Below are 12,684 nucleotides of genomic sequence, written 5' to 3' on the forward strand. Positions count from 1 at the left end.
GGCCTCTCGAATAGGAAACAGACCGGCCCATCGTGCCGTAGCGCCCCCTGAACCATGCGCTACATAGCTACGCGCCGCAGATCGGCGCCCAAGGTTTACATGCCCGGCACCCCAGGTAGAATGGCGCCTTTCCCCTGTGACCCGAGCAGACTTCATGGCGTTGCCGACCCTTCGCATCATTGGTTTCATCATCGGCATCTTCCTGATCACCCTCGCGATCGCCATGGTCGTGCCGATGGCCATCCTGGTGCTCTTCGAACGCACCAGCGACCTGCCGTCGTTCCTGTGGGCCAGCCTGATGACCTTTATCGCCGGCCTGGCCCTGGTGATTCCGGGTCGCCCGGAACATATCCACCTGCGCCCCCGGGACATGTACCTGCTGACGGTGAGCAGTTGGGTGGTGGTGTGCATCTTCGCCGCGCTGCCGTTTTTCCTGACCCAGAACATCAGCTACACCGACTCGTTTTTTGAAAGCATGTCTGGCATCACCGCCACCGGTTCCACGGTGTTGAGCGGGCTGGACACCCTGTCGCCCGGCATTTTGATGTGGCGTTCGCTGCTGCACTGGCTCGGCGGTATCGGTTTTATCGGCATGGCGGTGGCGATCCTGCCGCTGCTGCGCATTGGTGGCATGCGCCTGTTCCAGACCGAGTCCTCGGACCGTTCGGAAAAGGTCATGCCGCGCTCGCACATGGTGGCGCGGCTGATCGTGGCGGCGTATGTGGGCATCACCATCCTCGGCAGCCTGGCGTTCTGGTGGGCCGGGATGGGCTTGTTCGATGCGATCAACCATGCGATGTCGGCGATTTCCACCGGTGGGTTTTCCACCTCCGATGAGTCCCTGGCGCACTGGAAACAACCGGCGGTGCATTGGGTGGCGGTGGTGGTGATGATCCTCGGCAGCCTGCCGTTCACCCTGTATGTCGCCACCTTGCGCGGCAACCGTCGGGCGTTGATCAAGGATCAGCAGGTGCAGGGTTTGCTCGCATTACTGCTGGTGACCTGGCTGGTACTCGGCACCTGGTATTGGTGGACCACCAACCTGCATTGGCTGGATGCGCTGCGCCATGTGGCGCTGAACGTGACGTCGGTGGTGACGACGACCGGTTTTGCACTTGGGGACTACAGCCTGTGGGGCAACTTCTCACTGATGCTGTTTTTCTACCTGGGCTTTATCGGCGGTTGCTCGGGTTCAACGGCCGGCGGGATCAAGATCTTCCGCTTCCAGGTCGCCTATATCCTGCTCAAGGCCAACTTGAACCAACTGATTCACCCGCGCGCGGTGATCAAGCAGAAGTACAACGGCCACCGCCTCGACGAAGAGATCGTGCGTTCGATCCTGACGTTCTCGTTTTTCTTCGCCATCACCATCAGCATGATCGCGCTGGCCTTGTCGCTGCTCGGCCTGGACTGGATGACCGCGCTGACCGGCGCCGCCAGCACGGTGTCCGGTGTCGGCCCGGGCCTGGGCGAAACCATCGGCCCGGCCGGCAACTTCGCCAGCCTGCCGGATGCGGCCAAGTGGATTCTGTCGCTGGGCATGCTGCTGGGCCGGCTGGAAATCATTACAGTCTTTGTTCTGTGCATCCCGGCGTTCTGGCGTCACTGACCGTCGACACCTCCAGCAACCGCGCGCGGTACTCGCCGGGCGTGGCATCGAACCAGCGGCGGAAGGCGCGGAAGAAGTTGCTCGGGTCGGCAAAGCCCAACAGGTAGGCGATCTCCAGCAGGCTCATGCCCGGCTGCGCCAGGTATTGCTCGGCCAGTTCGCGACGGGTGTCGTCCAGCAGCGTCTGGAAACTGGTGCCCTCTTCCTGCAGACGCCGCTGCAAGGTGCGCTGAGACAGGTGCAGGGTCTGGGCCACCACTTCACGCTTGGGTTCGCCTTGGGGCAACAGGCGGCACAGCACCTGCCGCGCCTTGTGGGTCACGCGGTTTTCGGAGAAGCGCGCCAGGTATTCACCGGCAAACCGATCGTGCAACAGCGCCATCGCCTCGTTGGCCGTGGGCAGCGGCGCATCCATATCGGCGCGCTCGAAAATCAGTGCGTCATACACCGCGTTGAATTCCAACGGCGCATGAAACGCATGTTTGTAGGGCGCGAGATCGACGGGTTGCTCACCTTGCAGCAGCACCTTACGCGGATGCAGGGTACGCCCGGTCAACCAACCACACAGCGCCAGCGCGCAGGCCAGCGAGGCTTCGGCGCTCTGCCGGGTGGGCGGCAGGTGATCGCCATGCACCGTCAGAATCAGCGCATAGCCTTCGGGTAATAGTCGGAAACTCAGGTCAGCGCTTTCGGCGATGATCCGCTGGTAGCGCACCAGCCGCATAAAACCTTCCGCCAATGTGTTGCTGGACATCAGCGCATAACCGGCCACATGAAACGATGCCGGGCGCACCACTTTGCCCATGTTCAGGCCAATCGCGGGGTTGCCCGACAGTTCCACGGCGCGTTGCCAGAGCCGAGTCATGGAGTCTTGCGGAAAACGGGCATCGGGATCGTCGAGGGCGGCATAGTCCAGACCCAGTTGTTTGAACAACACCTGGCAATCCAGACCGTCCATTTCCAGTGACTTGACTATCCCCATCACCCAGCTTGCAGAAGTTGTTCGTTCGCTCATGGCGTCTTCTTAATAAAGCAGGCTGAAACAGCAGCCAGAAAGCCAAGGATACTAAAGTGGCATCTAATGTCACTGGCTGTTACCACTGATCACTCTAGACTCAAATAAGCTCCCCGCCGAACAACTGTTCGACGGCATAACAATCAAAGGGCCCGCTGCCGTGGAAAACATCAAGCGATTCAATAGCTTCGCCGAGTTTTACCCGTACTACCTGAAGGAACATGGCAACAGCACCTGCCGGCGCCTGCACTTTATCGGCACCACGCTGGTGATTGGGCTTTTGGCGTATGCCCTGGGCAAAGGCGCCCTCGGCCTGCTGCTCGCGGTGCCCATCGCCGGCTACGGCTTCGCCTGGGTGGGTCACTTCTTCTTCGAAAAGAACCGCCCGGCGACCTTTCAGCATCCGTTCTACAGCCTGCTGGGGGATTTCGTGATGTACCGCGACATGATCCTGGGGAAGGTGCCGTTCTAGCGGTGTGACGTCTTGTCACTTGCGCTTGAACGCTGAAGGTTTGTCCATTCGTCGATATAAAAGTCTTTTTGTCATTTACAGTGCTGTATCCTGCCAAGGCTTTTTGAGAGCGCGGAATCACCTGCGATTGAAAAAAACAGACTTTGCAAGGAGCGACGACGATGCACGAGATACCTAATCTCCCCTTCCCAAGCCTGCACCCAACAGAGCAGCACGCACCGCAGCAGGCCAGCGCCAAGCAGCCTGAGGCCAAAGAAGCAAAACCAGTCGACCGCAAAAGCCAGGACTGAAGCCGTAGCAGACCGTGTGGAAAGCGCAGCTTTGAGCGCTTTCCACACTGCCTGAATTTGCCGAGATACCCGCCATGACCGATAACCACCCCGATCGCCCCGACACCGCCGTACTCGACACTGCCCTGCAGATGGTCGACGTTTGGAACCGCCTCAGCGCGGACAAACAAGCCATCCTGCTCAAGCGCTTCGGCACCCAGGAAAACGCCTTGGCCGCCCTGGTCACCACGCAATTGCTCGCCCCTGCCCGGTCCTGACGCCGTTTAGATTGGCGCGTTGGTTTTTTACTGCCCTGCGCGGGCCAAAGCATCGGTATGATTAGCAGCCTATCTTTACCTGCTGCGACAGTGGACCCTTCCCATGCCAGATACACAGCGCCCCATGGCGGTCACGCTGCAAGTTGTTTCCATCGTGCTGTTCACCTTTATCGGCTACCTGAATATCGGCATTCCCCTGGCCGTGTTGCCGGGCTATGTCCACAGTGAACTGGGCTTTGGCGCGGTGATCGCCGGGCTGGTGATCAGTGTGCAATACCTGGCCACCCTGCTGAGCCGCCCGTATGCCGGGCGCATCATCGATAACCTGGGCAGCAAGCGCGCTGTGCTGATCGGCCTGGCGGGCTGCGGCCTGAGTGGGGTGTTCATGTTGCTCGCGGCGTGGTTTTCCAGCCTGCCGGCGCTGAGCCTGGGCAACCTGCTCATCGGTCGCCTGGTGCTCGGCAGTGCTGAAAGCCTGGTGGGGTCCGGCGCCATCGGCTGGGGCATTGGCCGGGTGGGTGCGGCGAACACGGCGAAGGTCATTTCGTGGAACGGCATCGCCAGCTATGGCGCCCTGGCAGTCGGCGCGCCGTTGGGGGTGCTGCTGGTCAGTCACCTCGGTTTGTGGAGCATGGGCGTGAGTATCCTGCTGCTGGCGGCGGTGGGCCTGCTGCTGGCGTGGTGTAAAGAGCCGGCACCGATTGTTGCCGGGGTGCGCCTGCCCTTCATGAACGTGCTGGGCCGGGTACTGCCCCATGGTTGCGCACTGGCGCTGGGCTCCATCGGTTTTGGCACCATCGCCACCTTCATCACTCTGTACTACACCACCCAGCATTGGGATAACGCGGTGTGGGCACTGAGCCTGTTCGGCGCCAGTTTTATCGGCGCGCGCCTGCTGTTTGGCAATTTGATCAACCGTATCGGCGGCTTTCGCGTGGCCATTGCCTGCCTGTCGGTGGAGGTGCTTGGCCTGCTGTTGCTGTGGCTGGCGCCGGATGCCCAGTTGGCACTGGCGGGCGCGGCGTTGAGCGGCTTTGGCTTTTCCCTGGTGTTTCCGGCGCTGGGGGTAGAGGCGGTCAATCTGGTGCCTGCATCCAGCCGGGGTTCGGCGGTGGGTGCGTACTCGCTGTTTATCGACTTGTCGCTGGGGATCACCGGCCCGCTGGCCGGGGCCGTGGCGGCCGGCTTTGGCTTTGCGTCGATTTTCCTGTTCGCCGCCCTCGCCGCCTTGGGCGGGTTGCTGCTGAGTGTCTACCTGTACCGGCAAGCGCCCAAGGCCCGCAAGGCGCGCGACGCCTAGAAGTCGACCTTGCCGCGCCCGGCCTTGATGCTGCCGCGCTTGGTCTTGGATTCCAGGCGGCGTTTCTTCGAGCCCAGGGTCGGTTTGGTCGGACGGCGTTTCTTCTCCACCTTGGTGGCGCTGAGGATCAGCTCGACCAAGCGTTCCAGCGCATCGGCGCGGTTCTGTTCCTGGGTGCGGTATTGCTGGGCCTTGAGCACCAGCACGCCTTCGCTGGTGATCCGACTGTCGCGCAGCGCCAGCAAACGCTCCTTGTAGAACTCCGGCAACGACGAGGCCGGAATATCAAAGCGCAGATGCACCGCGCTCGACACCTTGTTGACGTTCTGCCCGCCGGCGCCCTGGGCGCGAATGGCGGTCAGCTCGATCTCGGCGTCGGGCAGGTGCACGTTGTTGGAAATCACCAGCATGAGCAACGGGTTCCTCTAAGGGGAGCCCAAGGATACGCGAATGCGCCCCGCCCATCCCTTCAAACAACAAACCCGGCACAGGGCCGGGTTTGCTCGACAGCATCGAACGGTTACTCCACCGCCGGCACTACCGTCGCCGGGCGCTGATCCGCACTGCGCTTGTTCTTGATCCAGTAACACAACCCCATGAACGCCACCCACACCGGGATCGCATACACCGAGACCTGAATCCCCGGGATCATCAACATGATCACCAGGATAAACGCCACGAACGCCAGGCACAGGTAATTGCCATACGGATACCACAGCGCCTTGAACAACGGCACCTGGCCGGTGCGGTTCATGTGCTGGCGGAACTTGAAGTGGGAGAAGCTGATCATCGCCCAGTTGATCACCAGCGTGGCCACCACGAGCGACATCAACAGTTCCAGTGCATGTTGCGGGATCAGGTAATTCATCAGCACCGCCACCAGGGTGATCGCCGCCGAGGCGAGGATCGAACGCACCGGCACGCCGCGTTTGTCGATCTTCGCCAACGCCCGCGGCGCGTCGCCCTGCTCGGCCATGCCCAGCAGCATGCGGCTGTTGCAGTAGGTGCCGCTGTTGTACACCGACAGCGCGGCGGTCAGTACCACAAAGTTGAGGATATGCGCGGCGGTGTTGCTGCCGAGCATCGAGAACACCTGCACGAACGGGCTACCGCTGTAGGCATCGCCGGATGCGTTGAGGGAGACCAACAGGCTGTCCCACGGCGTCAGCGACAACAGCACCACCAGGGCGCCGATGTAGAAGATCAGGATGCGGTAGATCACCTGGTTGATCGCCTTGGGGATCACGGTGCGTGGCTGGTCGGCTTCGGCCGCGGTAAAGCCGAGCATTTCCAGGCCGCCGAAGGAGAACATGATGAGCGCCATGGCCATCACCAACCCGCCCACGCCGTGGGGGAAGAAGCCGCCGTGTGCCCACAGGTTGCTCACCGAGGCTTGCGGGCCGCCGCTGCCGCTGACCAGCAGGTAGCTGCCCAGGGCGATCATGCCGACGATGGCCACCACCTTGATGATGGCAAACCAGAATTCGGCCTCGCCGAAGACTTTGACGTTGGCCAGGTTGATCAGGTTGATCAACACGAAAAACGCCGCCGCCGACACCCAGGTCGGGATCTCCGGCCACCAGTAATGCACGTATTTGCCGACAGCCGTCAGCTCCGACATACCCACCAGGATGTACAGAATCCAGCAGTTCCAGCCCGACAGGAAGCCAGCGAAACCGCCCCAGTATTTGTGGGCAAAGTGACTGAAGGAACCGGCCAACGGCTCTTCGACGATCATTTCGCCGAGCTGGCGCATGATCATGAAGGCGATAAAGCCGCAGATGGCATAGCCCAGGATCATCGACGGGCCGGCGGATTTGAGCACCCCGGCCGAGCCCAGGAACAGGCCGGTGCCGATGGCGCCACCGAGGGCGATCAACTGGATATGACGGTTTTTCAGGCCACGTTTCAGTTCGCCTGAAGAGGAATCGGGTCCACTCATGAAAAGGCTCTCACGCAAGGTTTGATGATGTTGAATGCAGGTTGCTGCCTTGATGTGCGACTCAAGCAGCGCCGCTCAAACCCCAGCGCAGGCACCAGGAATACAGCGTCGTTCTAACGGTCATGCGTCACCTGTTTGTTTTTATCTGTGACGAAATCGAACCCGTCTGGCTCGTGGCCAGGCGGAGTGATCAGGGTGGATAAACCCTGAGGTCTTGGCCTTTTGCGTGGTTACGCAAGGGGGTCACAGTAAAACGCGGCGCATTGTACACCGCTCGACCGCTTGCGGACGGCCCTGGCGAGCATCCGCGACAATCTGTCAGGTATTCCTTACAGCGCGGTGCCGGCCCGATACCGCAGGCATTTTGCGTAAATCAATCGTTACAGCGCGGAAAATCGGCGTTACACCCAGCCAGTATCTGTCAGCTCACAAAAATTGGCGGTAGGACATATCCGAACACTCGCCTGCCCCAGTGCGCTGTTTTGCATGGGGAAAAAATCGCGCACTAAAACAGAACAAAAAATCCAAATGAGACCGTGTCAATAAATTTTTTGCATTCCGAAACACTCTCACCTAGGTTCTTTCACTTGCCCAGCGAAGCCCGCGGGCAAGCCGTTCTCAAACAACGTCCTCTAGGAGATACACCATGCAAGCACTGGAAAACGACCTGGAAACCGAACTGCAACTCGACGATTGGTTTGAAGCGCCGACCCATGAGGCCGCCGTTGAAATGATGCAAGCCGATGCCGTCGTGCCCTTTGGCACGGCGATGTGGCCTTTCTAATCCCCGGCAGGCATCCGGCAGGTGCAGTGCGCTGCACCTGCCCCCTTACCCAAGGCACAGAAGGACACTCGTCATGGACAAGGCCCGCGCCGTCGAACACTTTCTCTACTACCTCGCCCACCACCCGGCCCTCAGCGGCTTGAGCTGTCCGACCGTGCTGTTGGGCCATACCGAACGCTACGAGGCCATTGCCCAGGCGATCACCCACAGCAGTGCCGCGCGCTTCAACCTCCAGGTGCAGCGCCTGGACCTGGCCCCCAGCGCCGCCCTGGCCGAGGCCATCGACAGCTGCGACCTGTACCTGTTTTTCTACGACGCCTCGACCCTGCCCAACCCCCGCGCCGAAGGCCCGGACTTTATCCACGCCTTGCACGGCGTAATGGCCGAGCACTGGAAGAAATCCCTGCTGTTCAAGGACTACGGCGACTATTTCTACGACACCTTCAGCGTCGAGCCACAACGCATCGCCGACCTCAACGCCACGCTGATCCGGCGCATGTCCCAGGCCACGCTGCTGAGCTTTACCGACCGGCACGGCTCACGCCTGCAAGCGCCGCTGAGCAGCATCAGGAAGTGGACCAATATCAACGGCATCGGCAACCACGACCTGGCCCCCGGCGAGATCGCCACCCACAGCGAGGCCATCAGTGGCCAGGTGCGGTTTGTCGGCACCTTCCTCAGCACCATCCCCTTCGCGCGCAAATATGGCGTGCTGCAATCACCGCTGGAGCTGTGGATCGAAAACTCGACCATCTGCAGCGTCGCCAGTGAAGTCCCCGGGCTGGCCGACGACTTCAACAAGTACCTGAACGCCAACCCATCGAACCGCCGCGTGGAGGAACTGGGGATCGGTACCAATGAAGGGGTCAAGGCTCTGTATGCGCGCAACGCCGGGTTCGAAGAACGCCACTGCGGCTTGCACCTTGGGTTGGGTGGCGGGCAGAAAGGCAGCCATCATCTGGATTTGATCTTCGCCAGCGGGGTGTTGGCGCTGGATGACAAGCCGGTGTTCGATGGCACCTTTGCGTTCTGATCAAATCCAAAAAAAAACGCCAACCCGAGGGTTGGCGTTTTTATGCAGCGCTTACATCACTGCGGCTTCTTGCGACCAAAACCCGGGCGCTGACCGGAACCGGCCGGTGCGCCACGGCGCTTGCCCGACGGCTCGTCCGCCACCAGTTTCAGGCCTGGGCGCTTTTTCGGCGCGGGCTTGGCTGGGCGCTTGGTGCTGGCGTTGTCTGCCGGGCGACCTGCGGGCTCACCGCGACCGGCTTCACCACGATTACCACGACCGCCGCTTGGCGCTTCACCACGGCCGGCAGGGCGCGGCGTGCGGGGCGCACGTTCGCCTTCCTGACGCGATGGCGCGGTTGGACGACGCTCACCTTCAATGTGCGGCTCACGGGAAATACGCCCGCCGGTAGCCGGTGCATTCAGGGCCGGGCGCAGGGTGCGAGCCACGCGTTCGGTGCGCGCAACCGGGCGCGACGATTTACGCTGCATACGGTCGAGCTTGTCTTTGCTCTTGGCGTTCATCTGCGGCATCGCGACTGGCGTCAGGCCGACTTCGGCACTGAGGATGTCGACTTCGTACTGGCTCATTTCGCGCCAGCGGCCCATCGGCAGGTCGGAGTTCAAGAACACCGGACCGAAACGCACGCGCTTCAGGCGGCTGACCACCAGGCCCTGGGATTCCCACAGGCGACGTACTTCACGGTTACGGCCTTCCATCACCACGCAGTGATACCAGTGGTTGAAACCTTCACCGCCTGGAGCCTGCTTGATGTCGGTGAACTTGGCCGGGCCATCTTCCAGCACGACGCCGGCCTTGAGGCGCGCGATCATCTCGTCATCGACTTCGCCACGCACACGCACGGCGTATTCGCGGTCCATCTCGTAGGAGGGGTGCATCAGGCGGTTGGCCAGCTCACCGTCGGTGGTGAACATCAGCAAGCCGGTGGTGTTGATGTCGAGACGACCGATGTTGATCCAGCGGCCTTCTTTTGGCTTAGGCATCTTGTCGAACACGGTCGGACGGCCTTCCGGGTCGTCACGGGTGCAGATTTCGCCATCGGGCTTGTTGTACATGATCACGCGGCGCACCGATTCGGCGGCCTCTTCACGCTTGATGACCTTGCCATCAATGGTGATTGCATCGTGCAGGTCAACGCGCTGGCCGAGGGTGGCCTCGACGCCGTTGACCTTGATGCGCTTCTGGGTGATCCAGGCTTCGACGTCGCGGCGCGAGCCCACGCCGATACGCGCCAGCACCTTTTGCAGTTTTTCGCCTGCAGGGCCGATTTCCTGGCTGTCGTTCTGGTCTTTGTCGTTCATCTTAAGCACCTCCCGGTGGGTCGATTCAGGCGTGGCCTGAAGAGTGTTGAAAGCGGGGCTTTGGGCGAATACATCGCCAAAGGGTCGCGAATCATACGCGCATGGCGCGCGCTGCGCATCAGAGACTAGTCGATAAGTGCCGAGTCAGCGGCTTTTCCGCCGACCGGTGGCGCCCACCGGCTGTAGGAGCGAGCTTGCTCGCGAAAATCGTCAACGATAACGCGGGGAATCTGGTTGTCTGCGGTGTTCTTGGGTTTTTCGCGAGCAAGCTCGCTCCTACAAGGTGGTCGTCAGTCGTCGAACTGGCGGCGCTCGGCCTCGATGGCTTCGGCCAGGGCACGGGCTTCGTCTTCTTCGTCGCTCAGCGGTGGTTGTTCGAGGGCGGCGACGGCAGCCAGGAGTTTTTCGCGGGCTTGGGCGACGCCGAGAATGTCTTCCTCAGGTTCCGCTTCGGGCTCTGGCTCGACTTCAACATTCACCTGGCTTTCGGGCTCGGCCGCGCCATCACGCAGCAAGTCATCGAAGTCGGTCTTGATGCCCTGCTCCATGTCGTCCAATTCCAGCAGCAAGGTGTGGAAACTGGTTTCGTCCTTCGGCTCTTCCGGCTCGGCGGTGGCGTCGGCCAGTTCCTGCAGGCTCGCCGGGACCGGGGCGTCGTCGAAGTCGAGTACCGGCTCGGTTTCCATCTCGCGCAATTCGGCCAGCGGTGGCAGGTCGTCGAGGTTTTTCAGGTTGAAGTGGTCGAGGAACACCTTGGTGGTAGCGAACATCGCCGGTTTGCCGGGCACGTCGCGGTAACCGACGATACGAATCCACTCGCGCTCCAGCAACGTCTTGACGATATGGCTGTTGACGGCCACGCCGCGCACGTCCTCGATTTCGCCGCGGGTGATCGGCTGGCGATAGGCGATCAGCGCCATGGTTTCCAGCATCGCCCGTGAGTAACGCTGCGGGCGTTCTTCCCACAAGCGGCCGACCCACGGGGAAAATTTCTCTCGGATCTGCAGGCGATAACCCGACGCCACTTCGCGCAGCTCAAAGGCGCGGCCGTCGCAGGACTTGCGCAGGATCTCCAGGGCTTTCTTGAAGACCGGCGGTTCAGGGCGTTCGGCCTCTTCAAAGAGTTCGAACAGGCGCTCCAAAGATTGCGGCTTACCCGAGGCCAGAAGAAAGGCCTCCAGCAGCGGGGCCAGTTCGCGGGGTTCAGTCAGATTCATCGATTCAGCTCGTTATTCGGCTCGCGCCCGCACGTGGATAGCCGCAAAAGGCTCATTCTGGACCAGCTCGACCAAGGACTCCTTGACCAGCTCGAGGATCGCCATAAAGGTCACCACCACCCCCAGGCGCCCTTCTTCGGCGGTGAACAGCTCGACAAACGGCACAAAACCGCCGCCCTTGAGGCGTTCGAGCACATCGCTCATGCGCTCGCGGGTCGACAACGCCTCGCGGCTGACCTGGTGGTGTTCAAACATGTCGCCACGGCGCAGCACCTCGGCCATGGACATCAGCAACTCTTCCAGACTCACGTCCGGCAACAGCTTGCGCGCCCGGGCTTCCGGCGCATCGAGCTTGGGCACCACCACATCGCGGCCCACGCGGCTGAGGCCGTCGATGCCTTCGGCGGCGGCCTTGAAGCGTTCGTACTCCTGCAGGCGTCGGATCAGTTCGGCGCGCGGGTCGTCTTCTTCGGCCTCGACCGTCTCCGAGCGCGGCAACAGCATGCGCGACTTGATCTCGGCGAGCATCGCGGCCATCACCAGGTACTCGGCGGCCAGTTCCAGGCGCACCGACTGCATCAGCTCGACATAGCCCATGTACTGGCGGGTGATTTCCGCCACCGGGATGTCGAGGATGTTGATGTTCTGCTTGCGGATCAAATACAGCAGCAAATCCAGCGGGCCTTCGAAGGCCTCAAGGAACACTTCCAGGGCATCCGGCGGGATGTACAGGTCCAGCGGCATTTCCATGACCGCCTGGCCATACACCATGGCAAACGGCAGTTCCTGCTGGGCGCCGGCCTGGCTGTCGACGGTTTCCACGGCCGACATTCAGGCCTCGGCCATAAACGGCGCGGGGTCGCCGCAGCCGACACGGATCACTTCGGGGTCGCCGTCGGCCAGGTTGATCACGGTGGACGCCTTGCCGCCGCCGAAACCGCCGTCGATGATCAGGTCGACGTGTTTTTCCAGCAGTTGGCGCATTTCGTAGGGGTCTTCCAGCGGTTCGGTGGCGCCGGGCATGATCAGCGACACGCTCATCAGCGGCTCGCCCAACTCGGCCAGCAGCGCCAGGGCGATCGGGTGTTCCGGCACGCGCAGGCCGATGGTGCGCTTCTTCGGATGCAGCAGCAGGCGCGGCACTTCGCGGGTGGCGTTGAGAATAAAGGTGTACGGCCCCGGCGTGTGGGCCTTGAGCAGGCGGAAGGTGCCGGTGTCGACCTTGGCGAACAGGCCCAATTGGGACAGGTCGCTGCAGATCAGCGCGAAGTTGTGCTTGTCGTCCAACTGACGCAGGCGTCTGACACGCTCGACCGCGTTTTTGTCGCCGATCTGACAACCGATGGCGTAGGACGAATCAGTTGGATAGATCACCACGCCACCGGCGCGAATGATCTCCACGGCCTGTTTGATCAGGCGTGGCTGAGGGTTTTCCGGATGAATCTGGAAGAATTGACTCACGTG

13 protein-coding genes are annotated in these 12,684 nt (G+C 61.6%); 6 read left to right on the plus strand and 7 right to left on the minus strand.

What is annotated here, in order from left to right; translation table 11 throughout:
• Window positions 1-154 precede the first annotated feature (154 nt).
• Window positions 155-1,609 carry a TrkH family potassium uptake protein gene (locus tag MOQ67_RS25110; RefSeq protein WP_253400434.1) on the plus strand — a complete coding sequence of 485 codons (1,455 nt, stop codon included), beginning with the start codon at window positions 155-157 and terminating at the stop codon, window positions 1,607-1,609.
• On the opposite strand, the gene MOQ67_RS25115 is transcribed toward MOQ67_RS25110, so the two are convergent.
• A complete protein-coding gene (locus MOQ67_RS25115) occupies window positions 1,566-2,624 on the minus strand; it encodes an AraC family transcriptional regulator (RefSeq protein WP_253398413.1) in 1,059 nt (352 codons plus the stop codon). The genes MOQ67_RS25110 and MOQ67_RS25115 overlap by 44 nt on opposite strands.
• 160 nt (window positions 2,625-2,784) lie before the next feature.
• Between MOQ67_RS25115 and MOQ67_RS25120 the strand changes: the two genes are divergently transcribed.
• From MOQ67_RS25120 to MOQ67_RS25130, 3 genes are all read left to right on the plus strand, one after another.
• On the plus strand, window positions 2,785-3,096 hold the full coding sequence (locus MOQ67_RS25120) for an Mpo1-like protein (RefSeq protein ID WP_247403333.1): 312 nt from the start codon (window positions 2,785-2,787) through the stop codon (window positions 3,094-3,096).
• A gap of 364 nt (window positions 3,097-3,460) precedes the next feature.
• Window positions 3,461-3,643 (plus strand): hypothetical protein, encoded by a 183-nt coding sequence (locus MOQ67_RS25125; RefSeq protein WP_247403331.1) that lies wholly within the window; start codon window positions 3,461-3,463, stop codon window positions 3,641-3,643.
• 103 nt (window positions 3,644-3,746) lie between these two features.
• Window positions 3,747-4,943, plus strand: coding sequence for an MFS transporter (locus MOQ67_RS25130; protein WP_448675671.1), 1,197 nt, complete (start codon window positions 3,747-3,749; stop codon window positions 4,941-4,943).
• Here the strand turns inward: MOQ67_RS25130 and arfB are convergent.
• A complete protein-coding gene (gene arfB / locus MOQ67_RS25135; protein WP_016975416.1) occupies window positions 4,940-5,353 on the minus strand; it encodes an alternative ribosome rescue aminoacyl-tRNA hydrolase ArfB in 414 nt (137 codons plus the stop codon). The two genes, MOQ67_RS25130 and arfB, sit on opposite strands and share 4 nt — an antisense overlap.
• Window positions 5,354-5,463: 110 nt before the next feature.
• Window positions 5,464-6,885: an amino acid permease gene (locus tag MOQ67_RS25140; RefSeq protein WP_448675672.1), complete on the minus strand. Its 1,422-nt coding sequence runs from the start codon at window positions 6,883-6,885 to the stop codon at window positions 5,464-5,466.
• A 646-nt stretch (window positions 6,886-7,531) separates the two neighbouring features.
• On the opposite strand from MOQ67_RS25140, the gene MOQ67_RS25145 reads away from it, so the two are divergent.
• Window positions 7,532-7,669 (plus strand): hypothetical protein, encoded by a 138-nt coding sequence (locus MOQ67_RS25145; protein WP_003175756.1) that lies wholly within the window; start codon window positions 7,532-7,534, stop codon window positions 7,667-7,669.
• 73 nt (window positions 7,670-7,742) lie between these two features.
• Entirely contained in the window at window positions 7,743-8,702 is a 960-nt protein-coding gene (locus MOQ67_RS25150) for a leucyl aminopeptidase (RefSeq protein WP_448675673.1), read from the plus strand.
• A gap of 56 nt (window positions 8,703-8,758) precedes the next feature.
• Here MOQ67_RS25150 and rluB read toward each other — a convergent pair whose 3' ends face one another.
• From rluB to MOQ67_RS25170, 4 genes are all read right to left on the minus strand, one after another.
• Window positions 8,759-10,003 (minus strand): 23S rRNA pseudouridine(2605) synthase RluB, encoded by a 1,245-nt coding sequence (gene rluB, locus MOQ67_RS25155; RefSeq protein WP_276194599.1) that lies wholly within the window; start codon window positions 10,001-10,003, stop codon window positions 8,759-8,761.
• Between the two features lie 290 nt (window positions 10,004-10,293).
• A complete protein-coding gene (gene scpB, locus MOQ67_RS25160) occupies window positions 10,294-11,220 on the minus strand; it encodes an SMC-Scp complex subunit ScpB (protein ID WP_253398423.1) in 927 nt (308 codons plus the stop codon).
• A gap of 12 nt (window positions 11,221-11,232) precedes the next feature.
• A complete protein-coding gene (locus MOQ67_RS25165; RefSeq protein ID WP_178115112.1) occupies window positions 11,233-11,931 on the minus strand; it encodes a segregation and condensation protein A in 699 nt (232 codons plus the stop codon).
• A gap of 120 nt (window positions 11,932-12,051) precedes the next feature.
• Window positions 12,052-12,681: an L-threonylcarbamoyladenylate synthase gene (locus tag MOQ67_RS25170; RefSeq protein ID WP_017847159.1), complete on the minus strand. Its 630-nt coding sequence runs from the start codon at window positions 12,679-12,681 to the stop codon at window positions 12,052-12,054.
• Window positions 12,682-12,684: the final 3 nt, after the last annotated feature.

Source organism: Pseudomonas sp. LY-1 (genome assembly GCF_053502595.1).

Excerpts from the sequence above, each read along its gene's own strand:
- rluB (WP_276194599.1), bottom strand. The coding sequence starts at position 10,003 with ATGAACGACAAAGACCAGAACGACAGCCAGGAAATCGGCCCTGCAGGC.
- MOQ67_RS25150 (WP_448675673.1), top strand. The coding sequence starts at position 7,743 with ATGGACAAGGCCCGCGCCGTCGAACACTTTCTCTACTACCTCGCCCAC.
- MOQ67_RS25140 (WP_448675672.1), bottom strand. The coding sequence starts at position 6,885 with ATGAGTGGACCCGATTCCTCTTCAGGCGAACTGAAACGTGGCCTGAAA.
- scpB (WP_253398423.1), bottom strand. The coding sequence starts at position 11,220 with ATGAATCTGACTGAACCCCGCGAACTGGCCCCGCTGCTGGAGGCCTTT.
- MOQ67_RS25125 (WP_247403331.1), top strand. The coding sequence starts at position 3,461 with ATGACCGATAACCACCCCGATCGCCCCGACACCGCCGTACTCGACACT.
- MOQ67_RS25115 (WP_253398413.1), bottom strand. The coding sequence starts at position 2,624 with ATGAGCGAACGAACAACTTCTGCAAGCTGGGTGATGGGGATAGTCAAG.
- arfB (WP_016975416.1), bottom strand. The coding sequence starts at position 5,353 with ATGCTGGTGATTTCCAACAACGTGCACCTGCCCGACGCCGAGATCGAG.
- MOQ67_RS25145 (WP_003175756.1), top strand. The coding sequence starts at position 7,532 with ATGCAAGCACTGGAAAACGACCTGGAAACCGAACTGCAACTCGACGAT.
- MOQ67_RS25130 (WP_448675671.1), top strand. The coding sequence starts at position 3,747 with ATGCCAGATACACAGCGCCCCATGGCGGTCACGCTGCAAGTTGTTTCC.
- MOQ67_RS25110 (WP_253400434.1), top strand. The coding sequence starts at position 155 with ATGGCGTTGCCGACCCTTCGCATCATTGGTTTCATCATCGGCATCTTC.